General features: G+C 72.4%; 26 protein-coding genes. 13 read left to right on the top strand and 13 right to left on the bottom strand.

Annotation, left to right across the window (positions count from 1 at the left end):
- Positions 1-63 precede the first annotated feature (63 nt).
- Positions 64-1,275, top strand: coding sequence for a sensor histidine kinase (locus AB0469_RS03725; RefSeq protein WP_366449683.1), 1,212 nt, complete (start codon positions 64-66; stop codon positions 1,273-1,275).
- Positions 1,275-1,952 carry a response regulator transcription factor gene (locus AB0469_RS03730; RefSeq protein WP_042813661.1) on the top strand — a complete coding sequence of 226 codons (678 nt, stop codon included), beginning with the start codon at positions 1,275-1,277 and terminating at the stop codon, positions 1,950-1,952. Before AB0469_RS03725 ends, AB0469_RS03730 begins: the two co-directional genes overlap by 1 nt.
- Before the next feature lie 18 nt (positions 1,953-1,970).
- Here AB0469_RS03730 and AB0469_RS03735 read toward each other — a convergent pair whose 3' ends face one another.
- The 4 genes from AB0469_RS03735 to AB0469_RS03750 all read right to left on the bottom strand — a co-directional run bounded on the left by AB0469_RS03735 (position 1,971) and on the right by AB0469_RS03750 (position 5,025).
- Entirely contained in the window at positions 1,971-2,585 is a 615-nt protein-coding gene (locus AB0469_RS03735; protein ID WP_366449684.1) for a hypothetical protein, read from the bottom strand.
- Between the two features lie 113 nt (positions 2,586-2,698).
- On the bottom strand, positions 2,699-3,157 hold the full coding sequence (locus tag AB0469_RS03740) for a DUF6177 family protein (RefSeq protein WP_366449685.1): 459 nt from the start codon (positions 3,155-3,157) through the stop codon (positions 2,699-2,701).
- A gap of 51 nt (positions 3,158-3,208) precedes the next feature.
- A complete protein-coding gene (locus AB0469_RS03745; RefSeq protein ID WP_366449686.1) occupies positions 3,209-4,537 on the bottom strand; it encodes a PH domain-containing protein in 1,329 nt (442 codons plus the stop codon).
- Positions 4,534-5,025 (bottom strand): PH domain-containing protein, encoded by a 492-nt coding sequence (locus AB0469_RS03750; protein WP_366449687.1) that lies wholly within the window; start codon positions 5,023-5,025, stop codon positions 4,534-4,536. Before AB0469_RS03750 ends, AB0469_RS03745 begins: the two co-directional genes overlap by 4 nt.
- A gap of 31 nt (positions 5,026-5,056) precedes the next feature.
- Here AB0469_RS03750 and AB0469_RS03755 point away from each other — a divergent pair, with 31 nt between their 5' ends.
- From AB0469_RS03755 to AB0469_RS03765, 3 genes are all read left to right on the top strand, one after another.
- Positions 5,057-6,199, top strand: a complete 1,143-nt coding sequence (locus AB0469_RS03755) for an NADH-quinone oxidoreductase subunit D (RefSeq protein WP_042816650.1) — start codon at positions 5,057-5,059, stop codon at positions 6,197-6,199.
- A gap of 80 nt (positions 6,200-6,279) precedes the next feature.
- The gene (locus AB0469_RS03760) at positions 6,280-7,152 is read left to right on the top strand and encodes an arylamine N-acetyltransferase (protein WP_366449688.1); all 873 of its coding nucleotides are present in this window, start codon (positions 6,280-6,282) and stop codon (positions 7,150-7,152) included.
- 104 nt (positions 7,153-7,256) lie between these two features.
- Positions 7,257-7,469: a hypothetical protein gene (locus AB0469_RS03765; protein ID WP_366449689.1), complete on the top strand. Its 213-nt coding sequence runs from the start codon at positions 7,257-7,259 to the stop codon at positions 7,467-7,469.
- 82 nt (positions 7,470-7,551) lie between these two features.
- Here AB0469_RS03765 and AB0469_RS03770 read toward each other — a convergent pair whose 3' ends face one another.
- The gene (locus AB0469_RS03770; RefSeq protein WP_366449690.1) at positions 7,552-8,433 is read right to left on the bottom strand and encodes an NAD(P)-binding domain-containing protein; all 882 of its coding nucleotides are present in this window, start codon (positions 8,431-8,433) and stop codon (positions 7,552-7,554) included.
- Between the two features lie 117 nt (positions 8,434-8,550).
- Between AB0469_RS03770 and AB0469_RS03775 the strand changes: the two genes are divergently transcribed.
- Positions 8,551-9,174, top strand: coding sequence for a TetR/AcrR family transcriptional regulator (locus AB0469_RS03775; RefSeq protein ID WP_366449691.1), 624 nt, complete (start codon positions 8,551-8,553; stop codon positions 9,172-9,174).
- Between the two features lie 15 nt (positions 9,175-9,189).
- Here the strand turns inward: AB0469_RS03775 and AB0469_RS03780 are convergent, their stop codons facing one another.
- From AB0469_RS03780 to AB0469_RS03795, 4 genes are all read right to left on the bottom strand, one after another.
- Positions 9,190-10,203 (bottom strand): hypothetical protein, encoded by a 1,014-nt coding sequence (locus AB0469_RS03780; protein ID WP_366449692.1) that lies wholly within the window; start codon positions 10,201-10,203, stop codon positions 9,190-9,192.
- 98 nt (positions 10,204-10,301) lie between these two features.
- Entirely contained in the window at positions 10,302-11,285 is a 984-nt protein-coding gene (locus AB0469_RS03785) for an ABC transporter substrate-binding protein (RefSeq protein WP_366449693.1), read from the bottom strand.
- Between the two features lie 45 nt (positions 11,286-11,330).
- The gene (locus tag AB0469_RS03790) at positions 11,331-12,005 is read right to left on the bottom strand and encodes an ABC transporter permease (RefSeq protein ID WP_366449694.1); all 675 of its coding nucleotides are present in this window, start codon (positions 12,003-12,005) and stop codon (positions 11,331-11,333) included.
- Positions 12,006-12,008: 3 nt separating this feature from the next.
- Entirely contained in the window at positions 12,009-12,704 is a 696-nt protein-coding gene (locus AB0469_RS03795; RefSeq protein ID WP_366449941.1) for an ABC transporter permease, read from the bottom strand.
- A gap of 162 nt (positions 12,705-12,866) precedes the next feature.
- Here AB0469_RS03795 and AB0469_RS03800 point away from each other — a divergent pair, with 162 nt between their 5' ends.
- Entirely contained in the window at positions 12,867-13,832 is a 966-nt protein-coding gene (locus AB0469_RS03800; RefSeq protein WP_366449696.1) for an ATP-binding cassette domain-containing protein, read from the top strand.
- A gap of 111 nt (positions 13,833-13,943) precedes the next feature.
- Here AB0469_RS03800 and AB0469_RS03805 read toward each other — a convergent pair whose 3' ends face one another.
- Positions 13,944-15,053 carry an alpha/beta hydrolase-fold protein gene (locus tag AB0469_RS03805; RefSeq protein WP_366449697.1) on the bottom strand — a complete coding sequence of 370 codons (1,110 nt, stop codon included), beginning with the start codon at positions 15,051-15,053 and terminating at the stop codon, positions 13,944-13,946.
- Between the two features lie 152 nt (positions 15,054-15,205).
- Between AB0469_RS03805 and AB0469_RS03810 the strand changes: the two genes are divergently transcribed.
- From AB0469_RS03810 to AB0469_RS03835, 6 genes are all read left to right on the top strand, one after another.
- On the top strand, positions 15,206-17,053 hold the full coding sequence (locus AB0469_RS03810; RefSeq protein ID WP_366449698.1) for a phosphatidylglycerol lysyltransferase domain-containing protein: 1,848 nt from the start codon (positions 15,206-15,208) through the stop codon (positions 17,051-17,053).
- Positions 17,054-17,129: 76 nt separating this feature from the next.
- A complete protein-coding gene (gene folP, locus AB0469_RS03815) occupies positions 17,130-18,002 on the top strand; it encodes a dihydropteroate synthase (protein WP_366449699.1) in 873 nt (290 codons plus the stop codon).
- A gap of 46 nt (positions 18,003-18,048) precedes the next feature.
- Positions 18,049-18,492, top strand: coding sequence for a nuclear transport factor 2 family protein (locus tag AB0469_RS03820; RefSeq protein WP_366449700.1), 444 nt, complete (start codon positions 18,049-18,051; stop codon positions 18,490-18,492).
- Between the two features lie 131 nt (positions 18,493-18,623).
- Positions 18,624-18,983, top strand: coding sequence for a dihydroneopterin aldolase (folB, locus tag AB0469_RS03825; RefSeq protein ID WP_042809414.1), 360 nt, complete (start codon positions 18,624-18,626; stop codon positions 18,981-18,983).
- The gene (folK, locus tag AB0469_RS03830) at positions 18,980-19,588 is read left to right on the top strand and encodes a 2-amino-4-hydroxy-6-hydroxymethyldihydropteridine diphosphokinase (protein ID WP_366449701.1); all 609 of its coding nucleotides are present in this window, start codon (positions 18,980-18,982) and stop codon (positions 19,586-19,588) included. The genes folB and folK overlap by 4 nt, the downstream gene beginning before the upstream one ends.
- Before the next feature lie 49 nt (positions 19,589-19,637).
- A complete protein-coding gene (locus tag AB0469_RS03835) occupies positions 19,638-20,123 on the top strand; it encodes a DUF3180 domain-containing protein (protein ID WP_366449702.1) in 486 nt (161 codons plus the stop codon).
- 128 nt (positions 20,124-20,251) lie between these two features.
- On the opposite strand, the gene AB0469_RS03840 is transcribed toward AB0469_RS03835, so the two are convergent.
- From AB0469_RS03840 to ftsH, 3 genes are all read right to left on the bottom strand, one after another.
- Entirely contained in the window at positions 20,252-20,626 is a 375-nt protein-coding gene (locus AB0469_RS03840; protein ID WP_366449703.1) for a hypothetical protein, read from the bottom strand.
- A 4-nt stretch (positions 20,627-20,630) separates the two neighbouring features.
- Positions 20,631-21,239 carry a GTP cyclohydrolase I FolE gene (folE, locus tag AB0469_RS03845; protein ID WP_366449704.1) on the bottom strand — a complete coding sequence of 203 codons (609 nt, stop codon included), beginning with the start codon at positions 21,237-21,239 and terminating at the stop codon, positions 20,631-20,633.
- A 93-nt stretch (positions 21,240-21,332) separates the two neighbouring features.
- On the bottom strand, positions 21,333-23,366 hold the full coding sequence (ftsH, locus tag AB0469_RS03850; protein WP_366449705.1) for an ATP-dependent zinc metalloprotease FtsH: 2,034 nt from the start codon (positions 23,364-23,366) through the stop codon (positions 21,333-21,335).
- Between the last annotated feature and the right edge of the window lie 99 nt (positions 23,367-23,465).

The following is a 23,465-nucleotide window of genomic DNA, read 5'->3' on the forward strand; positions in this document are numbered from 1 at the left end:
CGTCACAGGGATCGCACCTGTGGTTGACTCCAGCACCTATCCCCTTTCCCTACGCTGGGTTACGTGCAACGCCTCTACGACTTCATCCGCAGACACCCGACGGGCGTCGACAGCTTCTGGGCTGTCCTCTTCTTCGGGATCTCGATGCTGAACGTCGCCGACCTGGGCGGCGGGGCGAGCACGGCGCTGCGGCTGGCCACGGTGCCCGTGGTGGCCGCGCTGAGCGCCGTCATCGCGCTGCGCCGCAAGTGGACGCAGCAGATGTTCTGGGTGACGGTGGGCGCGGGCCTCTACCAGCTGGCCATCGGGTCGCCGACGCAGTTCTGCGACCTCGCGATGCTGGTGATCCTCTACACCGTGGCCGCCTCCGGCGACGTCCCGCGCCGGGTCTCGCGCATCGCGCTGGTCTCCGGACTGCTGGCGCCCCCGCTGTACTTCCTGCGGTTCGGCGTCGACAAGACCGGCAGCGCCCCGCAGGAGGCCCTGTTCGTCGTCTTCGTGATGGTGCCCTTCGCCCTGGCCTGGGTGATGGGCGACTCGCTGCGCACCCGCCGCGCCTATTACGCCCAGCTCGTGGAGCGCAACCAGCGGCTGGAGAAGGAGCGGGAGGCGCAGGCGAAGGTGGCGGTGGCCGCCGAGCGGGCCCGGATCGCCCGCGAACTGCACGACGTCGTCGCGCACAACGTGTCGGTGATGGTGGTCCAGGCCGACGGCGCCGCCTACGTCATGGACGTGGCGCCCGAGCAGGCCAAGGAGGCCCTCCAGACCATCTCCGGGACGGGCCGGCAGGCGCTCGCCGAGATGCGCCGGCTGCTGGGCGTGCTGCGCACGGGCGAGCCGCAGGAGTCCGAGGACTACGTGCCGCAGCCGGACGTCGAGCAGATCGAGGTGCTGGTCGAACAGGTCCGGGCGGCCGGGCTGACGGTGGACTTCGAGGTGGAGGGCGCCCCCCGCAAGCTGCCCAGCGGGGTGGAGCTGACCGCGTACCGGATCGTGCAGGAGGCGCTGACGAACACGCGCAAGCACGGCGGCCCGGACGCGAAGGCGAGCGTACGGCTGGTCTACTTCGACGACGGGCTGGGCCTGCTGGTCGAGGACGACGGGCGGGGCGCCGCGCACGAGTTGTACGAGGACGGCGGCGCAGACGGCGCCGGGCACGGTCTGATCGGCATGCGGGAACGCATCGGTATGGTCGGAGGCACCCTGGACGCGGGCCCGCGGCCCGGCGGCGGCTTCCGGATCAGCGCCCTGCTCCCGCTCAAGAAAGGCAATTGATGTCCATCCGAGTGATGCTGGTCGACGATCAGGTACTGCTGCGCACGGGCTTCCGGATGGTGCTCGCCGCCCAGCCGGACATGGAGGTCGTCGCGGAGGCCGGGGACGGCCTGGAGGCGCTGGAGGTGCTGCGGGCCACGAAGGTGGACGTGGTGCTGATGGACGTGCGCATGCCCCGGCTGGACGGGGTGGAGGCGACGCGGCGGATCTGTGAGCCCAAGGAGCACCCGAAGGTCATCATCCTGACCACCTTCGACCTGGACGAGTACGCGTTCTCGGGGCTGAAGGCGGGCGCGAGCGGCTTCATGCTGAAGGACGTCCCGCCGGCGGAGCTGCTGGCGGCGATCCGGTCGGTGCACAGCGGGGACGCGGTGGTCGCCCCGTCGACGACGCGCCGGCTGCTGGACCGGTTCGCGCCGATGCTGCCGACGACCGCGCAGGAGCCGGAGAACAAGGAGATCGAGCGGCTGACCGAGCGGGAGCGGGAGGTCATGCTGCTGGTGGCGCAGGGCCTGTCGAACGGGGAGATCGCGGGGCGGCTGGTGCTGTCGGAGGCGACGGTCAAGACGCACGTGGGCCGCATCCTGACGAAGCTGGGGCTGCGCGACCGGGTGCAGGTGGTGGTGCTGGCCTACGAGACGGGCCTGGTGCGGGCCGGGGGCGGCCCGCAGCTGTAGCCGTCCGGTCCGGCGCGCCTAGCCGCGCCGGACGTACTCGCAGGTGTTCGGGACGAGTTGGTCGAGGGTGGCCGCGTCGGCCAGGAGGATGTCCAGGTCGGCGGGGGTCTCGCCGCAGTCGATCCGGTCGTAGCCGCCGTTGCGGCTGACGATCGTGTCGTTGCCGCCGCGCCCCTCGAAGGTGTTGGAGCCGGGTGCGGCGTTCCAGCCGTCGGGGTCGATCAGCCGGTCGGGGCCGGAGCCGCCGATGAGCATGTCGTCGCCCGGCCCGCCGTCGAGGTCGCTCGGGACGGACGTCTCGTTCCTGACCACGTCGTCCCGGTCGCCCAGCGAGGCCTGGATGCGGGTCACGGCCGCCGCGTGTCCGCAGCGGATGATGTGCGGGTCGTTGTTGAACCGGGAGCAGCCGGAGCCGGGGACCAACCTGCTGGTCTTGTCCGTCACCTGGAGCCAGCCCCCGGGGGTGCTGAAGGTGACGGTGTTGGTCTCCCCGGGCTGCGCGGTGAAGACCACCTGGTTGTTGTCGCGCGAGACGACCGCGGGGGCGGCACAGGCCGGTCCGGCGAGGACCGTGGTGAGGGCGAGCGCCGCCAGGGCGGGGGCGGCGAGGCGGGCCGTGCGGGAGAGGTGCATCGGGGCTGTCCTTCGGTTGCGGGCGCGGACCGGGATCGAGGGTCCTTCGCGTCCGGCCCTACCCGGAGCGACCGTCAGATCAGTGTGTTCATCGCAGAGTTACCCCGACCGGCCTACGGCAGCGGTGGCACGGCCGTGCGCAGGCGGGCCGGCAGCGTGGCGAGGGAGTCCCATCCGGCGGGGTCGGTCCCGCCGCCCAGCGGGTGGTGCAGTCCGGGCCGGTGCCGCGGGCCCGGCTGTACGGGCGTGAGCGCTGGCGGGGGGCGCCGGGCGGCGGTGACGAGGGTGGGCTCGGGCATCCGGCCGCGCGCGAGGTCGGTGAACCGGCGCGGGGCCCAGGGCAGGTTGCCGGGTTCGGCGGTGCCCCGGCCGGCCGGGCCCGCTCCGGTGAGGGTGCGCCAGGCGGCCTCCAGTCCACCGCCGAGCAGGGTGTCCGCCCCGGCGGACGCTGGTACGCGCCCTGACGGCGGCGAAACCGCCTCGTCCGGTTGCGCCGCCCTCCCGATCCGCCGGGCGGCCTCCAGCCGGTAGTAGGTGACCACGGGGTCGATGGGGCGACGTTGCGAACACACACGGTTTCAGCCGGCCGGAACCTCCGTCCGGAAATCGACGCCCCTGCGGACTCAGGCCATCCAGCGGTCGGGGCGGGCCGTCGCCCGGGAGGTTCGGGAGCGGGCCGCCTGGGCGTAGAGCAGTGCGGTGGCCTCGTCGGCCGCCCTCAGCCGGGCGGTGACGGTGTTGTCGGCTCCGGTGTCCACGTGCAGGTCAGCGACCCCGCAGACGCGTTCCCAGGGGCCTTGCGTGCGACGTACGCTCTGCACCTTCGCATGCGGAACGATCTCCGTGCGCCGGCAGAGGCGCCCGCGCCGGGCCGCGAACAGCTCCGGCGAGACGGCCAGTCCGTACCCCTTCCACCACACCGGGACCACCCACCGCGCGCCCCTGCGCGGGGACGGCACGAAGGCCAGCGCCGCCGGGTCCGCGCCGGGCAGGACGCGGGCGACCAGGGCGTGGGCGGCGGCCCGGGTGGCGACCGGGACCAGGACCCCGTTCTTCGAGCCCGCCACGGCCAGCTCCACCCGCACCCACCCGCGGCGCCGCCACAGCAGCGGCTCGACGATCCGCACGGTCTGCACGCGCCCCGGCGGGACGGTCTCGTGGGCCCGGTCCAGCAGCCCGTGGTCCAGGCGCAGCCCGTCGGGGGACTCGGCGACCCGCCAGTCGTAGCCGGTGAGGAAGCGGGCCGCGCTGCCCTTCCAGCCCGCGCCCAGCAGCGGAAGCAGGGCGACCAGGGTCGCCCAGGGGTTGGAGCTGAGCCCCCACACGAGCAGCGGACCGCCGACGCCCGCGGCGACGGCGGCCCACACGTCGAGGCTGAGCAGCAGGGAGACCACGAGGTCGCGCACCGGCACCCGCAGCAGCTCCCGCTCGGGTGCCTCGCCGAGCACGGTGGCCTCGGCCGGGGCGAAGCCGGCCGCCCGGGCCAGGAGCTCGGCGCGCAGCGCGACGGCGTCCCCTTCGCCGAGGAAGGCCAGCTCGTCCTTGTCCTCGGTGCCGATGACGTCGATGCGCAGCGCGGCCACCCCGGCCACGCGGGCCAGCAGGGGGCGGGTGACGTCGATGGCCTGGATGCGGTCGAGGCGGATGTGGGCGGTGCGCCGGAAGACCAGCCCGGTGCGGATGCGCAGCTCGGTGTCGGTGACGGCGTAGTGGGTGAACCACCAGCTGAGGAAGCCGTACGTGCCGAAGACGAGGACCAGTGCGGCGAGCACGAGCAGGCGCAGCCACACGGGCAGGGCCAGGGCCCACTCCTGGGCCCGCTCCCCCTGCTGGGCGACCAGGCCGACGCAGCCCGCGATCGGCACCCAGGCGCGCCGCAGCGGCGTCAGCACGTGCAGCCGCCGCTCGGCGCCCGGTGGGATCGGGGCCGGGGTCGCGGTCGGGCCGGTCACAAGCCGGCCGATCGGGCCTCGCCGAGCTCGGTCAGGCGGTCGCGGAGGCGTTCCGCCTCGTCCGGGGCCAGGCCCGGGATCTTGGCGTCGGTGGCCGCCGCGGCCGTGTGCAGCTGGACGGACGCCAGCCCGAAGCGCCGCTCCAGCGGGCCCGAGGTCACCTCCACCAGCTGCATCCGCCCGTACGGGACCACCGTCTCCTCCCGCCACAGCACCCCCCGGCTGATCAGCAGGTCGTCCGCCCGTTCCGCGTACCGCCAGGAGCGCCAGTTCCGCCCGGCCAGCACCCACCCCCAGAGCAGCGGCAGCAGCCATGTGCCGCCGAGCGCCGCCCACCCCGCTCCGGCCAGCAGCCCCAGCGGGAGGGCCGTCGCCACCACGAGGGGGACCGTCCACACCACCAGCAGCAGCCGCCGGAGGGACAGGAGCCCACCCGGCAGTCCGACCCATGCGGGCCGGTCCGTCTCACCCGTCGTCCCCGTTTCCATGCCCCCACCCTAGGACTGCGACAATGCGCCCATGACGGAGACCACGGTCGGCATCGGCGGCGCGGCGGAGAGCACCGACATGGTGCTCAACATCGGACCGCAGCACCCTTCCACCCACGGCGTGCTGCGGCTGCGGCTCGTCCTGGACGGCGAGCGCATCGCCAGCGCCGAGCCGGTGGTCGGCTACATGCACCGTGGCGCGGAGAAGCTGTTCGAGGCCCGTGACTACCGCCAGATCATCATGCTCGCCAACCGCCACGACTGGCTGTCGGCCTTCTCCAACGAGCTCGGCGTGGTCATGGCGGTCGAGCGGATGCTCGGCATGGAGGTCCCCGAGCGCGCGGTGTGGATGCGCACGCTGCTCGCCGAACTGAACCGGGTCCTCAACCACCTGATGTTCCTCGGGTCCTACCCCCTGGAGCTGGGCGGCATCACCCCGATCTTCCACGCGTTCCGCGAGCGCGAGGAGCTCCAGGCGGTCATGGAGGAGATCTCCGGCGGCCGCATGCACTACATGTTCAACCGGGTCGGCGGCCTCAAGGAGGACCTCCCGGCGGGCTGGCTCGGGCGCGCCCGGGCGGCCGTCGCCGACGTGCGCACCCGGATGGACGTCTACGACAAGCTCGTCCACGGCAACGAGATCTTCCGCGGCCGCACCCGCGGCGTCGGCGTCCTGTCCGCGGAGGCGGTGCACGCGTACGGGGTCTCCGGTCCGATCGCCCGCGCCTCCGGCGTCGACTTCGACCTGCGCCGCGACGAGCCGTACCTGGCGTACGGGGAGCTCCAGGACGTCCTGAAGGTGGTCACCCGCACCGAGGGGGACTGCCTGGCCCGCTTCGAGGTGCTGCTGGAGCAGACGCACAACGCGCTGGACCTGGCCGTGGCCTGCCTGGACCGGATGGCGGAGCTGCCGCCGGGGCCGGTCAACCAGCGGCTGCCGAAGGTGCTGAAGGCACCCGAGGGGAGCACGTACGCCTGGACGGAGAACCCGCTCGGCATCAACGGCTACTACCTGGTCTCCAAGGGCGAGAAGACCCCGTACCGGCTGAAGCTGCGCAGCGCCTCCTTCAACAACATCCAGGCCCTGGCGGTCCTGCTGCCGGGGCAGTTGGTCGCGGACATGGTGTCGATCCTGGGCTCCCTCTTCTTCGTCGTCGGCGACATCGACAAGTAGGCCCGGCGGCGGCCCGCCGACCTGACAGTCGGAGTGCGCCGCCCGCCGGGCGGTGACGGGACCGCCCTAGGGTCGCCCGCATGACCACTGCCACCCGCGACGACCTCACCGGCTACCTCCGCAGGCTCGGCGTCACCGACCCCGGCGCCCCCTCCGAGGAGGGGCTGTACGCCCTCGCCCGCGCCCACGTCGAGCGCGTGCCGTTCGAGAACACCGGGATCCAGCTGGGCCGGCCCCCGGGCATCGACCCCGCGCTGTCCGTGCGGCGGATCGCCGCCGGGCGCGGCGGCTACTGCTTCCACCTCAACGGGGCCTTCGCCCTGCTGCTGGAGGAGCTCGGGTACGAGGTGACGCGCCACCTCGGCGGGATGCACGGCGACCCGCTGTCCCGGGACGCGGGCGGCGACCACCTCGCCCTGACCGTGCGGGTCGGGGGGCGGGAGCACTTCGTCGACGTCGGCATGGGCGACGGCCCGCACGAACCCCTGCCCCTGCGGGAGGGCGTGTACGTGCAGGGGTTCACGTACCGGCTGGAGCCGGCGGAGGTGACCTGGGACGGGGGCGGGGGCGGGGGCTGGAGCCTGCACCGGGACGGCGTGCCGACGCCGCGCATGAACTTCCGCTCGGCACCGGCCGCGATGGCCGACTTCGAGCCGGCGCACCGGCGGCTGTCCACCGCCGAGGACTCCCCCTTCCGGCAGTCGTTCGTCATGCTGCGGCGCAGCGTCCGCGGCATCGACCGGCTGCACGGCCGCATGCTGGTCCACACCGCCCCGGACGGCACGCGCACGGTACGGGAACTCACCAGCGCCGTGGAGTTCTACGGGGCGGTCGCGGGGCTCTTCGACCGCGACCTCGACGACCTCTCCGCCGAGGACCGCACCGCCCTGTGGACCCGGGTGACCCGGGCCCACGAGGCCTGGCGCGCGTCACGGGCGGAGACCGCCGGCTGAGGCGGGGCGGGGGGCGGCCGCGCCCCGCCCCGCGGCCGTCGCGGCGGGGGTGCGCGGGCCGGCCCGGCGGAGTCGATGTCGGTGCGGCAGGGCAGACTTGGGGCATGTCCGCTTCCCCCCGACGGGCCTGCCCGTCCTGCGGCCGCGACTGCGCCGTGACCGCCGGCCGGATCGCCCGCCACGACCCCCCGGCGGGGCGCCGCGCCGGCCTGGTGTCCTGTCCCGGGTCGCGGGCGCGCGTGGTGCTCGGCGCCTCCGCCCCGACGCTGGACGGCTTCGTCCTGGGCCCCCACCCGGGCCAGCTCCCCCTGTTCTGACCCCGCGCGACGGCGACCGCCCGGCCCGCCCCGGAGGCCTCTCCCCCGGCCGGCCGGACACCCCCCGGACGAGACTTCGGACTCACTCGTCTAGGGCCGCGGCCGTCGCCTCGGGCGCGCCCAGCAGTCCGAGCAGCCGGGCGGTGCCGTCCGCCCCGAAGCCCGCGTCGACCCCGCGCCGGTAGAGCTCGGCGTGGGCGGCGAGGATCCCGGTGTCCACGCCCGAGCCGGCGGCCGTGTGCAGCACGTGCTCCAGGCTCGCCGCGCACATCGCGAGGCGGGCGTGGGAGCCGTCGTGGTCGTCCGCGTCGGCGAGCGGCGCGGAGCCCTCGTAGAAGCCGCGCATGCTGTCGGCGGTGTACCCGGCGTACGGCAGGATGTCGGCCGCCGTCAGGCCGTTGGCGCGGGCGACGGCGAGCGCCTGGTACCAGCCGGTGTACGCGGTCCAGAACATGATCATGTTGAGCTGGTAGTAGAGCTGGGCGTGGCCCGGGTCGGCGCCGCGGTAGTCGGTGGCGGCGAGCACGTCGAGCGCGGCGCGCTGCTCCTCGTACACCTCCCGGGGGCCGCTGACGAAGATCGAGGCGCCCTCCTGCCCGATGCCGGTCGGCGGGACGTTGACCCCGCCGGTGAGGTACGAGGCGCCGCGCGCCCGCGCCCACTCGGCGGCCGCCCGCGCCTTCTCCGGGACGTCCGAGGACAGGTTGGCGAGCACGCGCCCGTCGAGGCCGGCGTCGCCGAGGGCGGTGTACACGGCGTCGACGTCGATGAGGCTGATGATGCTCAGCCGGCTCGCGGCGACGGCCTCGGCGGCGCTCGCGGCCCGCCGCGCCCCGCGGGCCAGCAGCTCGGCGTCCTTGCCGGGGCTGCGGTTCCAGACGGTGACGGTGTAGCCGGCGTCGAGGTAGGCGGAGGCCATGGCCCGGCCCATGGGGCCGAGGCCGATGATCGAAACCTGGTTCACGACGGAGTTCTCCCCACGAAGATCGATCTAGAACGAACGCTCTATTCAGAGCTCGGGGCGACCGTAGCACGGGACTAGAACGAGCGCTCTATCCAATTCCGGGGGTAGACTCCGCGCATGGCAGCGACAGGGGAAGCAGCAGTGGCGACGGCGGCGAAGAGGAAGCAGGCGGAACCGGGGACGCGCGAGCGCCTGGTCCGCACCGCCTCCCGCCTCATGCAGCACGGCGGGTACGAGAGCACCCCGGTCAAGCAGCTCGTCCGCGAGGCGGAGGCCACCCTGGGCTCGCTCTACCACTTCTTCCCGGGCGGCAAGCAGGAGCTCGCGGTCGCCGCGATCGGCTACGGCGACGGGGAGTTCGCCGCGGTGCTCGGCGCGGCACTGGACTCGGACCCGGACGCGGCCCGGGCGATCGAGGCGGCGGCCGGGGTGCTGGCGGACGCCCTCGCGGCCTCGGACTGGCGCGACGGCTGCCCGGTCACGGCCACGGCCCTGGAGTCGGTGGGACGGCTGCCCGAGCTCCAGGAGGCGTGCGCGCGGTCCTTCGGGCACTGGCAGGAGCTGGTGGCGGCGAAGCTGCGGGCGTCCGGCATCGGGGAGGCGGAGGCCCGGGACCTCGCGGTCACCGTCATCGCCACGCTGGAGGGGGCCGAGATGACGGCCCAGGTGACCCGGTCCCGCACCCCGCTCCTCCTGGCGGGGCGCCACCTGTCCCGCCTGGTGGCGGCCTACACCGCCTGACGGGGCCCGTAGCCGCTAGGAGATGGCCGTACGGAGGCGGACCACGTCGATCGGCTCGGTCTCGTCGTGGGCCGTCAGGTCGATGACCTGGCCCACCGCCAGCTGCTCCGGCGTCGCCGGCTTGAACTCCGCTTCGGCGCCGTCCTCGGCGGACTCCGCCTTGTGCGCGGCCAGCGCCTCCGCGCCGACCACGTCCGCCAGGTCCTCGTTCTGCACGGACTCGATCGCGGCACGCGCCTGCGCGGTGTTCTTGGTGCCGAAGAAGTCGAAGCCGCCCTCGACGCGCGAGGCGGAGCGCCGCTGGGCCGCGTACGGGGCCACCGGCGCCGCGGGACGCCGCGCCGGGACCGCCGGCGTCAGGGCCGCGGCGGAGGTGGGGGCGGGGGCGGCCGGACGGGTGTGGGCGTCGGCGGAGGGGGCCAGCTCCTTGGGGGCGGCGGCCGCGGCCGCCCGCGCCTGCGACTTGCGCAGCAGCGCGGTCATCGCCGCGTTGGCCCGCGCGTACCCGACCGCCGTCGGCGCCCCGCTGCCGGTGCGCTCCTCCGACACCGCCGGAAGCTCCTTCGGGGTGCCCGCGTTCTCCAGCGCCAGCAGCCGCCGCTTCTCCAGCGCGCTGGCCCGCTCGGTCTCGGCGGTGGCGTACCGGCGCAGCAGCGCGGCGTGCTCCCCGCGCAGGCCCGCGAGCTCGACCCGCTTGGCGCGGAGCTTGGCGTCCAGCTTGGCGCGCAGGACGCGGGCCTCCTCCAGGTCGGACTCCAGCTCGGCTATCCGCTCGTCGGTCTTCCACTCGTCCTTGACCCGCTCGCGGGCCAGCTCCGCCACCCGGCGGCCGGCCGCCCGGTCCCAGGAGCGCATCAGGACGGCGCCGCCGATGCCCGCGACCGCCGTGAGGGCCACGAGCAGGCGCAGCGCGAGGGGTTCCGCGAGGAGCCAGGCCGCGCCGGCACTGGCGACGGAAACCCCGCCGACGGCCGTCGGCGTGAGAAGTCGGTGCAGGGGCTCGGGATTGCGGTGACGTCCACGGGGCATGGCCTGAAATTTACAGGGCGTGGGCCTCGCGTGGGGTACCCGCCCGGCAATCTCTTCCCGCGCGGTTACCCCGCAATTGGCCATCAACCGTGTAACCGCTACTTCTTCAGAAGGCCCTTGGCTTCCAGGTAGGCCTTCGCGACGTCCGCCGGCTTCGCCCGCTCCGCGTCCACCTTGCGGTTCAGTTCGACGAGGTCGGCGGTCGTGAGCACCGTGGTGAGCCGCTCCAGCGCGGCCGCCACCTCCGGCGCCCCGGCGTCCTTGGCGTTGACGACCGGCAGCACGTTGTCGGCGTTCTGGAGCTTCTTGTCGTCCTCCAGCAGGACCAGACCGAAGCCGTCCAGGGTGGCGTCGGTGGTGGTGGTCAGCACGAGCTGGTCCACCCCGTCCTTGACGGCCTGCTTGGCCTGCGGGGTGCCGACGCCCTTGGGGTCGATACCGGAAACCTGGATTCCGTACGTCTTCTCCAACCCGGGGGCGCAGAAGGGGCGGACGGCGCATTCGTCACCCGCCGCGATCTTCACCTTCTGACCCGACTTTCCAAGATCGGAAAGGGTCCTGAGGTTGTTCTTCTGCGCGAATTCCCTGCTCACGGCGAAGGCGTTCTGGTCGACGGCCGCGCCCGCCGGGAGCGCCTTCAGCCCGAGCGGCGCCGCCAGCTTCTCCAGCGCCGCGACGGTCGCCGCCGCGTCGCTCGACGCGACCGGCTTCCCCTTCGGCGCGTCCGGACCGTTCACCTTGGCGTTGAGGAACTCCGCCAGGGTGGCCGCGTACTCCGGGACGACGTCGATCTCGCCCTTCTCCAGCGAAGGCTCGTACAGCTCGCGGTTGTTGACCTTGGTGACGGAGGTGTCGTAGCCCGCGTCCGCCAGGATCCGCGCGTACAGCTCGGCCAGCACGTCGGACTCGGTGAACCCGGCCGCGCCGACCACCAGCCTGCCCTTGGCTCCGCCGCCCCCGGACGAGGAGGACGAGCCCGCGTCCTTGGCCTTCTCCAGGCTGTCGCCCCCGCAGGCGCTCAGCGAAACGGTCAGGGCCACCGCGCCCAGGGTCGCGCCGAGGATGCGCGTGGACTTGCTCATCATGCTCCTTGGAGATCAGGGGAAAGCGTCGGAAAGGGGACGGGCTCAGCGCGGCGCCGGGCGGCCGCGGCGCAGCAGCAGCCGGTCCGCCGCCACCAGGAGGCCCTCCACCAGCAGGGCCAGCAGCGCGACCAGCAGGGCGCCCGCCACCACCTGCGGCGTGTCGTACGTGTTGAAGCCGGCGGTGATGATCCGGCCCAGGCCGCCCTGGCCGACCATCGCCGCGATCGTGGCGGTGGCGATGACCTGGACGGCGCCCGAGCGCAGCCCGGTCATCACCAGGCCGCGCGCGAGGGGCAGTTCCACCCGCCAGAACAGCTGCCGGCCGGACATGCCCATGCCCCGGGCCGCCTCGACCACCGCGCGGTCCACCTCCCGCACGCCGACGTACGCGTTGGTCAGCAGCGGCGGTACGGCGAACAGCACCAGCGCGGCCACGGTCGGCAGGTAGCCGGCGCTGCGCAGCGGCGAGACCATGAACAGGGCCAGCACCGCGAACACCGGCACGGCCCGCCCCACGTTGGAGACGTTCACGGCGAGCGCACCGCCCCGGCCCACGTGTCCGAGCCACAGGCCCACGGGCAGGGCCACCGCGCAGGCGACGCCCAGGGAGATCCCGCTGACCAGCAGGTGCTCGGCCAGGCGATGCCAGACACCGCTCTCCCCCGACCAGTTGGCGCCGTCGGCCAGCCAGCCGCAGGCCTTTCCGAGGACCCCCACGCCTCAGCCCCCCTTCCCCGCCCGCGCGGGGCGTCCGGCGCGGGTCCACGGGGTCAGCAGCCGCTGGAGGCCCAGCAGCAGCAGGTCGGCGGCGAGCGCGAGCAGGACGCACAGCACGGAGGCGGTGAGCACCTGGGCCTTGAAGGAGCTGTTCACGGCCGGGGCGATCAGGTTGCCCAGCCCGCCCTTGCCGACGATGGAGCCGACGGTGGTCAGCGCCACCGTGGAGACGGTCGCGATCCGCACCCCGGCGAGCAGCGCGGGCAGCGCCAGGGGCAGTTCGACCTGCCACAGCAGCCGCGCCGGGCCGTAGCCCATGCCGCGCGCGGCCTCCCGCACCTCCTCGGGGACGGCCTCCAGGCCGGCCAGGACGTTGCGGACCAGGATGGTCAGCGAGTACAGCACCAGCCCGGTCACCACGAGCGCCGCCGAGAGCCCGAAGAAGGGCAGCAGCAGGGAGAACATGGCGAGCGAGGGGACCGTGTAGAGCAGCGTGGTCAGGCCGAGCACGGGGGCCGCCCAGCGGCGCCCGCGGCGGGCCAGGAGCGCGAGGGGGACGGCGACGGCGACGCCGATGAGTACCGAGACGGCCGTGATCCAGACGTGTTCGAGGGTGGCGTCGGCGAGTTCGGGGGCGCGGGAGCTGACGTAGTCCCAGCAGATCCAGTCGTTCGCCACCAGGCAGTTCCGTACCGCCACCCCGCCCACCCCCTTCTTCCCTCGCACACGCGTACCCGAAGACCCGGCCAGTGCGACCATAACCCCGGGTGCCCGCACTGGCCGGATTCATTCGCACAGGTGCAACACTCCCCTCACAAAGCCTTCGCCCATCCGTGAGCAGCGGTGGGGGAGGATGGCCCGGTGATCCGATTCGAGCATGTGACCAAGCGCTACCCCGATGGGACGACGGCCGTCGAGGACCTGACGTTCGAGGTGGCGGAGGGCGAGCTGGTCACGCTGGTGGGCCCGTCCGGCTGCGGCAAGACGACCACCATGAAGATGGTCAACCGGCTCATCGAGCCCACCTCCGGCCGGATCCTGCTCGACGGCGAGGACGTCTCCGCCGCCGACCCGGTCGAGCTGCGCCGCCGCATCGGGTACGTCATCCAGCAGGTCGGGCTGTTCCCCCACAAGACCGTGCTGGAGAACACGGCGACCGTGCCGCAGCTGATCGGCACCCCGAAGGCGAAGGCCCGCGCGCGGGCGGCCGAGCTCCTCGAACTCGTGGGCCTGGACCCGGCCGTGTACGGGGACCGCTACCCCGAGCAGCTGTCGGGCGGGCAGCGCCAGCGCGTCGGGGTCGCCCGCGCGCTCGCGGCCGACCCGCCGGTGCTGCTGATGGACGAGCCGTTCGGCGCGGTGGACCCGGTGGTCCGCGAGCGGCTCCAGAACGAGTTCCTCACCCTGCAGAGGACGGTCCGCAAGACGATCCTGCTGGTCACGCACGACCTGGAGGAGGCCGTCCGGCTCGGCGACCGGATCGCGGTCTACGGGGCGGGCACCATCGAGCAGTTCGCCCCTCCGGCGGCGGTGCTCGGCGCCCCGGCGACCGACTGCGTGGCCTCCTTCGTCGGCGCCGACCGGGGGCTGCGCCGCCTCGCGGTCACCCCGGTCGGGGAGGCCGACCTGACCGCGGCGCGGGAGGGCGAGGCCCCGGCCGGCTCGGTCGCGCTGGGGGCGTCGCTGCGCGAGGCCCTGGCGGCCCTGCTCCAGGAGGACGCGGGGCGGATCGGGGTCACGGATCCGCAGTCGGGCGCGCTGGTCGGCGTCCTGACCCCGGAGGGCGTCCACCGGGCCCTGCGCCGGGCCGAACCGCCCGCGGCATGACGAAGGGCCCGACGGAAGTCGGGCCCTGACCACGCGCGAGCACGAGGGGCTCGGTACTGCTGGACTGCTGGACTGCCGCACTGCCGGACTGCCGGAACCGCGTGCCCCGCCTCAGGCCTGCATGCGGCTGCTCATCCACACCAGCATCGGCGGGATCTCGCGGCGCCAGGTGTTGAAGTTGTGGCCGCCGCTGTCGAGGATGATCGAGGAGACCCGGTCCGGACCCTTGACCAGCTTGATGAACTTCTTGGTGTCGTTCAGGTTGTCCTCGCCCTTCTCGCTCGTGGTGACGAGGAAGGAGGTGCCGGTCGGCTTCTTGTTCTCCATGCTCCACAGCACGTCCGCGGCCTTCTTCAGCTTCTCGTCGCCGTGGAAGAGGTCACCGGTCGTCGGGTCGTCGGCCGCCTTGTAGTAGGCGGACAGGCCCGCAGCGGCGCCGAAGACCTGCGGGTGGTGCGCGGCGATCTTCAGGGCGCAGTAGCCGCCCGTGGAGTTGCCGATGAAGCCCATGTTCTGCGGCTTCTTGCCGACCCGGAAGGTGCCCTGGATCGCCTGCGGCAGGTCCTGCGCGAAGAAGGTCTCCGTCTGCGGGCCGCCCGGTATGTCCACGCACTCGGTGTCGCGCGGCGGCGCGATGGTCGGGCGCAGCATGACGAGGATCATCGGCTTCATCTTCCCCTGCTTGGCCTGCTTGAAGGCCGTCATGGGGTAGTTCAGCCCTTTGATGAGGTTCTCGGCGGTACCCGGGTAACCCGTGAGGACGATGGAGGCGGGGAAGTTCTTGTCCTTGTGCTGCGGCTGGAAGTACTCCGGCGGGAGCCAGACGTAGCCGGGGCTCGTTATCTTCGACTTCTGCCCGGTGATGGCCACCTTCAGTATCTGGCCGCCGACCTGCGGCTGGCCGCCGCCGGGGACGTCCAGCTTCTGCTTGTCGATGACCTTGATGTCCTTGCTGCTCATCGAGTGGTCGACGACCTTGCCGATGGCCGTCTGCTGACCGAACAGGTCGGCCCAGGAACCGTAGAAGAGGAAGGACTTGTTGGCGGCGAGACCGACTGCCGAGAACAGCGCCAGCTGGGTCGCGAGCAGGAGGCCGACCCGGCCGAGGACCGACCGCCAGGTGCGGCCCGAGAGCTTCGGCCAGAGCCAGACCGTCACCGCGAACAGCGCTACACCCGCGATGATGGCCAGGACCAGAACGGCATTACTGGTGAGACCCATGAGCAGTCAGTCGACTTTCTGATGGCAGGGCTGGATTTTTCCGACGGAAGAGTGAACCCGCTCCTCCTCGATGTCGTCCTAGTGGACGCACCACACTCCGGAGGCTGTCGCGGCCTTCGGCCACATGATCTCTCGCGGAGCAACGGGAAGCGATGTCTAGCAGGATAGATGGCGATAAGTCGGGACAGGTTCCGAGTAAGGTCCGGCGAATCTTCCGCGGACCCAAGCCGGAGTCGGTGCCCGGTCTCGTAGGTACGGCCGTCATGATCGTCGGCCTTCTGGACATCGCGGCGGGCGTCTTCCCGCGATTCCGCCACAGCCGGTTCCACGCGGTCACCGAGGTGCTGCCCGGCTCCCTGGGCCCCTTCGCCGCGGCCCTCTCCATCAGCGCGGGCGTCCTGATCCTGCTGCTCGCGCACGGACTCAAGCGACGCAAGCGGCGCGCCTGGCGCGCCGCCGTGATCCTGCTGCCGGCCGGTGCGGTCGCGCAGTTCGTCTACCGGCACTCGATCATCAGCGTGGTCATCTCGGCGGTGCTCCTCGCGCTGCTCGTACGCCACCAGGGTGAATTCAAGGCCCTCCCGGACCCGCGCAGCCGCTGGAAGGCGCTCGCGAACTTCGTCCTGATGAGCGCCGGCTCCATCGGCCTGGGCCTGGTCATCGTCAACGTCCACCCGAACAAGGTCGTCGGCCACCCCAGCCTCTACGAGCAGATCACCCACGTGGTCTACGGCCTCTTCGGCTTCGAGGGCCCCGTCGACTACGCCGGACGGGTGAGCTGGACCGTCGGCTACTCCCTCGGCGCCCTCGGCATGCTGACCGCCGTCACCACGATCTACCTCGCCTTCCGCCCCGAGCACCCGGCCGCACAGCTCACCGAGGACGACGAGCAGAAGCTGCGCGAGCTCCTCGCCAGGCACGGCGGCCGCGACTCGCTCGGCCACTTCGCGCTCCGCCGCGACAAGGCCGTCGTCTTCTCCCCCAGCGGCAAGGCCGCCGTCACCTACCGCGTCGTCTCCGGCGTCATGCTCGCCTCCGGCGACCCCGTCGGCGACGTCGAGGCCTGGCCCGGCGCCATCGAGCGCTTCATGGAGGAGGCCAAGGCCCACTCCTGGACCCCGGCCGTCGTGGGCTGCAGCGAGACCGGCGGCGAGGTCTGGACCCGCGAGACGGGCCTGGACGCCCTGGAGCTCGGCGACGAGGCCATCGTCGACGTCAAAGACTTCTCCCTCGCCGGACGCCCCATGCGCAACGTCCGCCAGATGGTGAAGCGGATCGAGCGCAACGGCTACACCACCAAGGTCCGCCGGGTCAGCGAGCTGAACGAGTTCGAGCTGTCCCAGGTGCGCGGCGCCGCCGAGGCCTGGCGCGGCACCGACACCGAGCGCGGCTTCTCCATGGCCCTGGGCCGCATCGGCGACCCGGGCGACGGCGACTGCATCATCGCCACCGCGCACCGCGTGGAGGAGGGCGACAGCAGCCCCTTCGGCGACCTGAAGGCCATCCAGCACTTCGTGCCGTGGGGCAAGGACGGCATGTCGCTGGAGATGATGCGCCGCGACCGCGGCGCCGACCCCGGCATGAACGAGCTGCTGATCGTCGCCTCCCTCCAGCAGGCCCCCGAGCTGAAGATCGAGAAGGTCTCCCTGAACTTCGCGATGTTCCGCGCCGCCCTGGCCCGCGGCGAGAAGATCGGCGCCGGCCCGGTCCTGCGCGCCTGGCGCAGCCTGCTCGTCTTCCTCTCGCGCTGGTTCCAGATCGAGTCGCTGTACAAGTTCAACGAGAAGTTCCGCCCCCGCTGGGAGCCGCGCTTCATGGTCTACCGCCACCACCGCGACCTGCCCCGCATCGGCTTCGCCGTGATGCAGGCCGAGGGCTTCGTCACCCTGGCCCTCCCCCGCCTCTTCGAGAGCCGCCGCCGCCCGAAGCCGGTCCGCCCCTGCGCCCACCAGGAGACGGCGATCCCGGCCCAGCAGGACCGCGAGGTCCAGGCCGCGTAGCCGTCACGGCTCCCCACGCCCCCGTGCCCGCCAGGGCCCGGGGGCGTTCCGCTGCGCGGGATCTACCCTGGACCCCATGAACACGAACCGCGGGCCCGCCCCCCGGGGCCTGGTGGCCGGGCTCCCCGACTGGGACCGCTGCGCGGTCATGGGCGTCGTCAACGTCACCCCCGACTCCTTCTCCGACGGCGGCCGCTGGTTCGACACCACCGCCGCCGTCAAGCGCGGCCTCGACCTCGTCGCGCAGGGCGCCGACCTCGTCGACGTCGGCGGCGAGTCCACCCGCCCCGGCGCCACCCGCGTCGACGCCGAGGAGGAGCTGCGCCGCGTCGTACCCGTCGTCCGCGGCCTCGCCTCCGAAGGCGTCGCCGTCTCCGTCGACACCATGCGCGCGACCGTCGCCGAACAGGCCGTCGCCGCCGGCGCCCGCCTCGTCAACGACGTCAGCGGCGGCCTCGCCGACCCCCGCATGATCCCCGCCGTCGCCGCCACCGACGTCCCCTTCGTCGTCATGCACTGGCGCGGCTTCAGCGACAACATGAACAGCCTCGCCGTCTACCACGACGTCCTCGGCGAGGTCACCGCCGAACTCCGCGCCCGCATCGACGCCGTCGTCTCCGGAGGCATCTCCCCCGAGCGGATCGTCGTCGACCCGGGCCTCGGCTTCGCCAAGAACGCCGAACACGACCTGGCCCTCGTCGCCCGCCTCCCGGAGCTGCGCGCCCTCGGCTTCCCCCTCCTCGTCGCCGCCTCGCGGAAGCGTTTCCTCGGCCGGGTCCTGGCCGGCGCCGCCGACGCCGCCCCGCCGCCCGCCCGCGAGCGGGACGCCGCCACGGCCGCCGTCTCGGCCATCGCCGCCCACCAGGGCGCCTGGGCCGTACGGGTGCACGAGGTACGGGCGACCGCCGACGCGGTTCGGGTGGCCCGTGCCGTGGAAGGGGCTCTGTGACCCGCCGGACCGAGGGGACCGACCGGACGCACAGGGAAGGGGAACGGTGAGCCGTACCGACATCGAAGCCGTCGAAGAGGTCAACGCGGCCTTCTACGAGGCCATGGAGCGGGGGGACTTCGACGCACTGTCGGCGCTCTGGCTCGACGACGAGATCTCCTGCGTCCACCCGGGGTGGCCGGTGCTCTCCGGACGGGGCGAGGTGCTGCGCTCCTACGCGCTGATCATGTCGCACACCGAGTACATCCAGTTCTTCCTCACCGACACCAAGGTGGCCCTCATAGGCGACACCGCCCTGGTCACCTGCACCGAGAACATCCTCAGCGGGGGCCCCGCCGAACAGGCCGGGGAGCTCGGCCCGCTCGTCGGCCAGCTGGTCGTCGCCACGAATGTGTTCCGACGCACACCGGAGGGGTGGCGGCTCTGGTCCCACCACGGTTCTCCGGTGCTCACGGACTCCGATGACGAGGAAGACGAGGCCTCCGACTGACCCCAAGGGCGGGGGCGAAGGTTTATCGCAGGTAAATTCGAAGGTGGACGACGCCGACCGCACTCGGCGTAGGCCCAAGGGCCCGGGGAGTCCCGGGACCGGAAGCACCTACGAAAGCAGGAGTGATTCGCGTGGATCGTGTCGCGCTGCGCGGCCTCAAGGCTCGCGGGCACCACGGCGTCTTCCCCCGGGAACGCGAAGAAGGCCAGACCTTCATCGTCGACCTCGTGCTGCACCTGGACACCCGCCCCGCGGCGGCCGGGGACGACCTGGCCAAGACCGTGCACTACGGGGTCGTGGCCGAAGAGGTCGTCGACGTCGTCCAGGGCGAGCCCGTCGACCTCATCGAGACCCTCGCCGAGCGCATCGCCCAGCAGTGCCTCAAGCACGAGGCCGTCGCCCAGGTGGAGGTCGTCGTCCACAAGCCGGACGCGCCGATCACCGTCCCCTTCGACGACGTGACCATCACGATCACCCGGAGCCGCGTGTGAACAACGGACAGAACGCCCAGAGCGACCCCACGGTCCAGCCCGTCCCCGCGTCCGTCGTCGAGGCGGTGGACGCCGCCGACGTGACCCTCTCCAACCCCAAATGGGCCGTGATCGCGCTCGGCGCCAACCTCGGCAACCGGCTGGAGACCCTCCAGGGCGCCATCGACGCCCTCGGCGACACCCCCGGGCTGCGGGTCAAGGCCGTCTCGCCGGTCTACGAGACCGAGCCGTGGGGCGTCGAGCCCGGCTCGCAGCCCTCGTACCTGAACGCGGTCATCGCCCTGAAGACCACCCTGCCGCCGTCCTCGCTGCTGGAGCGGGCGCACGCCGTCGAGGAGGCCTTCGACCGGGTCCGCGAGGAGCGCTGGGGCCCCCGCACGATCGACGTGGACATCGTGGCGTACGCCGACGTGGTCTCCGACGACCCCGTCCTGACCCTGCCGCACCCGCGGGCGCACCTGCGGGCCTTCGTCCTGGCCCCCTGGAACGACATCGACCCCGAGGCCCAGCTCCCCGGCCGCGGCCCGGTCTCCGGCCTGCTGGCCGCGATCGGCCTGAGCGGTGTCACGCCGCGGACGGACCTGGAACTCCGTCTGCCGGAATAGCCGTTAGCGTGTTCAGGTAGCCGACTGCACTGAACAGGGGACGGGCAACGTGAAGCAACTGAGGCCGGCGGTCCTGGCGGGCACCTTCCTGATCGCCGGGGTGCTGTCCTGGGCCGGCGCCCGCCTGTGGAACGCCTACGGCACCCTGCCGGGCGTCCCACTGGCCGCGCCGATCGTGCTGGCGGTCATCGCCGCCGTGCTGTTCGCCACCGCCCTGTCGCTGCGCGCCCGCCTGAAGGCCCAGCGCGAGCGCCGTCCGGGGGCCAAGGGCGTGGAGCCGCTGATGGCGGCCCGCGCGCTGGTCTTCGCCCAGGCCAGCGCCCTGGTCGCGGCCCTGGTCGCCGGCATGTACGGCGGCGTCGGCGTCTTCCTGCTGACCGACTCCCTGGACGTGCCGGTCCGCCGCGACCAGGCCTGGTACGCGGGCGGCTCGGTCCTGGCGGGCGCCGCGGTCGTCGCGGCCGCCCTCTTCCTGGAACACGTCCTGAAACTCCCGGAGGACGAGGACCCGGCCAAGGCCCGCGCGGCGGCCTAGGGGGATCCGCACAGCAGCGCCGGCCGCCCGGAGGGCGCGGGCCCCGCGGCGTCCGGTGCGTGCTCTCGGCGTGCCGGGCGGAAGACCTCGTACTGGACGTACGGACAGCCCCTGGGAGGCGGCGGGGCTCAGGCGCGGCGGGGGCCCAGCCACTCCCAGAGCGGGCGCGGCCCGGGCCCGTGGTCCTCCCAGTCGCAGAACTGGAGGTCCTCCAGGACACCGTCGTACGCGAAGAGCGTCGCCTCGCCGTCGTAGCCGCCGTCCGCGGCCAGCAGGGGGGCGGACGCCACCGGCCCGAGCCCCCGGGCCGTCGGGGCGGCCTCCAGGGCCTCCGTGGCCACCCTCAGGTACACGCAGGGGCAGGAGCAGCCGCTGTCGCGCATCTGGGCGTTCGGGATCTGCGCCCGCAGCCGCCGGTGGAGCGCGGACGGACCGTCGAGCAGCAACTCCAGCGTGCGCCGGACGTCCTCGCTCAGGGGCTCCCAGCCGGCCGGCCCGGCCACCGGCTCAGCGCGCCATGATGAGGCTCATGGCCTCGTTGCGGGTCGCGGGGTCGCGGAGCTGGCCGCGGACGGCCGAGGTGATGGTCTTGGCGCCCGGCTTGCGGACCCCGCGCATCGTCATGCACATGTGCTCGCACTCGATGACCACGATGCAGCCGCGCGGGTCCAGGATCTCCATCAGGGAGTCGGCGATCTGCGTGGTCAGCCGCTCCTGGACCTGGGGGCGGCGGGCGAAGACGTCCACCAGGCGGGCCAGCTTCGACAGACCGGTGATCTTGCCGTCGGTGGACGGGATGTAGCCGACGTGGGCCACGCCGTGGAACGGGACCAGGTGGTGCTCACACGAGCTCATGACCTCGATGTCCTTCACCAGGACCATCTCGTCGTGGCCGAGGTCGAACGTCGTGGTCAGGACCTCCTCCGGCCGCTGGTACAGGCCGGCGAATATCTCCTTGTACGCCCGCGCCACGCGCGCCGGGGTCTCCAGGAGGCCCTCGCGGTCCGGGTCCTCGCCGACCGCGATCAGGAGCTCGCGGACGGCCGCCTCGGCGCGCTTCTCGTCGAACTCGCCGATCGTGCCCTCGCCACCGGTCAGGGTCACTGGGTCGGTCATCTCATCCTCGTTCCTGTGTGCGCGTACGGCGTACAAATGTGCCGCGCCCCCCAGGCTAGAACCTGGGGGGCGCGGCATCCATTCCGGACCTGATCAGGCCTCCGGACGGTCCTCCGGGGAGGACTCGGAGGACTTCTCCACCGACACGGCGGTCTGGGCCGAGGCCGAGGTGCCGTTGGCGGCGTTCGTCAGCTGGAGCTCCTTGGGCGAGAGCACCGGCGGACGGGTGGAGGGAGTGCGGCGGGCGGAGCCGGTCCACGCCGGGCGGGCCGGGCGCTTCACGATCGTGGAGAAGATCTCGGCGATCTCCTCCTTGCCCAGCGTCTCCTTCTCCAGGAGCGCCAGCACCAGGTTGTCCAGGACGTCCCGGTTCTCGACCAGGATCTCCCAGGCCTCGTTGTGCGCGGTCTCGATGAGCTTCTTGACCTCTTCGTCGACCAGCGCGGCGACCTCTTCCGAGTAGTCCCGCGGGTGCGACATCTCGCGGCCCAGGAACGGCTCGGTGTTGTCCCCGCCGAACTTGATCGCGCCGAGGCGCTCGGTCATGCCGTACTGGGTGACCATCGCGCGGGCCGTCGCCGTGGCCTTCTCGATGTCGTTCGCGGCGCCCGTGGTCGGGTCGTGGAAGACCAGTTCCTCGGCCGCGCGCCCGCCCAGCATGTACGCGAGCTGGTCGAGCATCTCGTTGCGGGTGGTCGAGTACTTGTCCTCGTCGGGCAGGACCATGGTGTAGCCCAGGGCCCGGCCGCGGGACAGGATCGTGATCTTGTGCACCGGGTCGGAGTTCGGGGAGGCCGCCGCGACCAGGGCGTGTCCGCCCTCGTGGTACGCGGTGATCTTCTTCTCCTTGTCGGACATGATCCGGGTCCGCTTCTGCGGGCCCGCCACGACGCGGTCGATCGCCTCGTCCAGCATCAGGTTGTCGATCAGCTTCTTGTCCGAGCGGGCCGTGAGCAGCGCGGCCTCGTTCAGGACGTTGGACAGATCGGCACCGGTGAAGCCGGGGGTGCGGCGGGCGACGGCCGAGAGGTCGACGTCCGGTGCGACCGGCTTGCCCTTCTGGTGGACCTTGAGGATCTCCAGACGGCCCTGCATGTCCGGGCGGTCGACCGCGATCTGGCGGTCGAAGCGGCCCGGGCGCAGCAGCGCCGGGTCGAGGATGTCGGGGCGGTTCGTGGCGGCGATCAGGATGACGCCGCCCTTCACGTCGAAGCCGTCCATCTCGACGAGCAGCTGGTTGAGGGTCTGCTCGCGCTCGTCGTGGCCGCCGCCGAGACCCGCGCCGCGGTGGCGGCCGACGGCGTCGATCTCGTCGACGAAGACGATCGCCGGGGCGTTGGCCTTGGCCTGCTCGAACAGGTCGCGGACGCGCGAGGCGCCGACACCGACGAACATCTCGACGAAGTCGGAACCGGAGATCGAGTAGAAGGGAACGCCGGCCTCGCCCGCGACGGCGCGCGCGAGCAGGGTCTTGCCGGTGCCGGGCGGGCCGTAGAGCAGCACGCCCTTGGGGATCTTGGCGCCGACGGCCTGGAACTTCGCCGGCTCCTGGAGGAACTCCTTGATCTCGTGGAGTTCCTCGACGGCCTCGTCCGAGCCCGCGACGTCGGCGAACGTCGTCTTGGGGGTGTCCTTGGTGATGAGCTTGGCCTTGGACTTGCCGAAGTTCATGACCCGGGAGCCGCCGCCCTGCATCTGGTTCATCAGGAACAGGAAGACGACGACGATGAGGACGAAGGGCAGGAGCGAGAGCAGCACGCTCAGGAACGGGCTGGTCTTGTCCGGCGTGACGGAGTAGCCGTCCGGGATCTGACCGGCTTCGTACTTGGTCTGGAGGTTCTGGGCGAGCTGTACGCCCTGGTCCCCGATGTAGTTGGCCTGGAACTTGGTGCCGCTGTTGTTGCCGAGCTTCTGGCCCTTCTTCAGCTCGATCTTGATCATCTGGCTGTCGCCGGTGGTCAGCTTGGCACTCTCGACCTGGCCACTGTTGATCGCCTTGATGACCTCGCTGGTCTCCACCGACTTGTAGCCGCCGCCGGAGCCGACGACGTTCATCAACACGACCACGGCGAGGACGGCCAGCACGATCCACATGACCGGCCCACGGAAGTATCGCTTCACGTCCATCCATACGGGGTGCCGGGCACCCCGTCCCTCCTGCCCGTAGGTAAATGCTGCTGTGAGTAAAGACTGTTCTTCGGAATGTACCCCTGTATTGTCACCCGC

The sequence above is a fragment of the Streptomyces sp. NPDC093801 genome, assembly GCF_040701585.1.
Classification (GTDB): Bacteria; Actinomycetota; Actinomycetes; order Streptomycetales; family Streptomycetaceae; genus Streptomyces.

Excerpts from the sequence above, each read along its gene's own strand:
- AB0469_RS03730 (WP_042813661.1), top strand. The coding sequence starts at position 1,275 with ATGTCCATCCGAGTGATGCTGGTCGACGATCAGGTACTGCTGCGCACG.
- AB0469_RS03735 (WP_366449684.1), bottom strand. The coding sequence starts at position 2,585 with ATGCACCTCTCCCGCACGGCCCGCCTCGCCGCCCCCGCCCTGGCGGCG.
- AB0469_RS03750 (WP_366449687.1), bottom strand. The coding sequence starts at position 5,025 with ATGGAAACGGGGACGACGGGTGAGACGGACCGGCCCGCATGGGTCGGA.
- AB0469_RS03755 (WP_042816650.1), top strand. The coding sequence starts at position 5,057 with ATGACGGAGACCACGGTCGGCATCGGCGGCGCGGCGGAGAGCACCGAC.
- AB0469_RS03760 (WP_366449688.1), top strand. The coding sequence starts at position 6,280 with ATGACCACTGCCACCCGCGACGACCTCACCGGCTACCTCCGCAGGCTC.
- AB0469_RS03765 (WP_366449689.1), top strand. The coding sequence starts at position 7,257 with ATGTCCGCTTCCCCCCGACGGGCCTGCCCGTCCTGCGGCCGCGACTGC.
- AB0469_RS03775 (WP_366449691.1), top strand. The coding sequence starts at position 8,551 with ATGGCAGCGACAGGGGAAGCAGCAGTGGCGACGGCGGCGAAGAGGAAG.
- AB0469_RS03780 (WP_366449692.1), bottom strand. The coding sequence starts at position 10,203 with ATGCCCCGTGGACGTCACCGCAATCCCGAGCCCCTGCACCGACTTCTC.
- AB0469_RS03785 (WP_366449693.1), bottom strand. The coding sequence starts at position 11,285 with ATGAGCAAGTCCACGCGCATCCTCGGCGCGACCCTGGGCGCGGTGGCC.
- AB0469_RS03805 (WP_366449697.1), bottom strand. The coding sequence starts at position 15,053 with ATGGGTCTCACCAGTAATGCCGTTCTGGTCCTGGCCATCATCGCGGGT.
- AB0469_RS03810 (WP_366449698.1), top strand. The coding sequence starts at position 15,206 with ATGTCTAGCAGGATAGATGGCGATAAGTCGGGACAGGTTCCGAGTAAG.
- folP (WP_366449699.1), top strand. The coding sequence starts at position 17,130 with ATGAACACGAACCGCGGGCCCGCCCCCCGGGGCCTGGTGGCCGGGCTC.
- folE (WP_366449704.1), bottom strand. The coding sequence starts at position 21,239 with ATGACCGACCCAGTGACCCTGACCGGTGGCGAGGGCACGATCGGCGAG.
- ftsH (WP_366449705.1), bottom strand. The coding sequence starts at position 23,366 with ATGGACGTGAAGCGATACTTCCGTGGGCCGGTCATGTGGATCGTGCTG.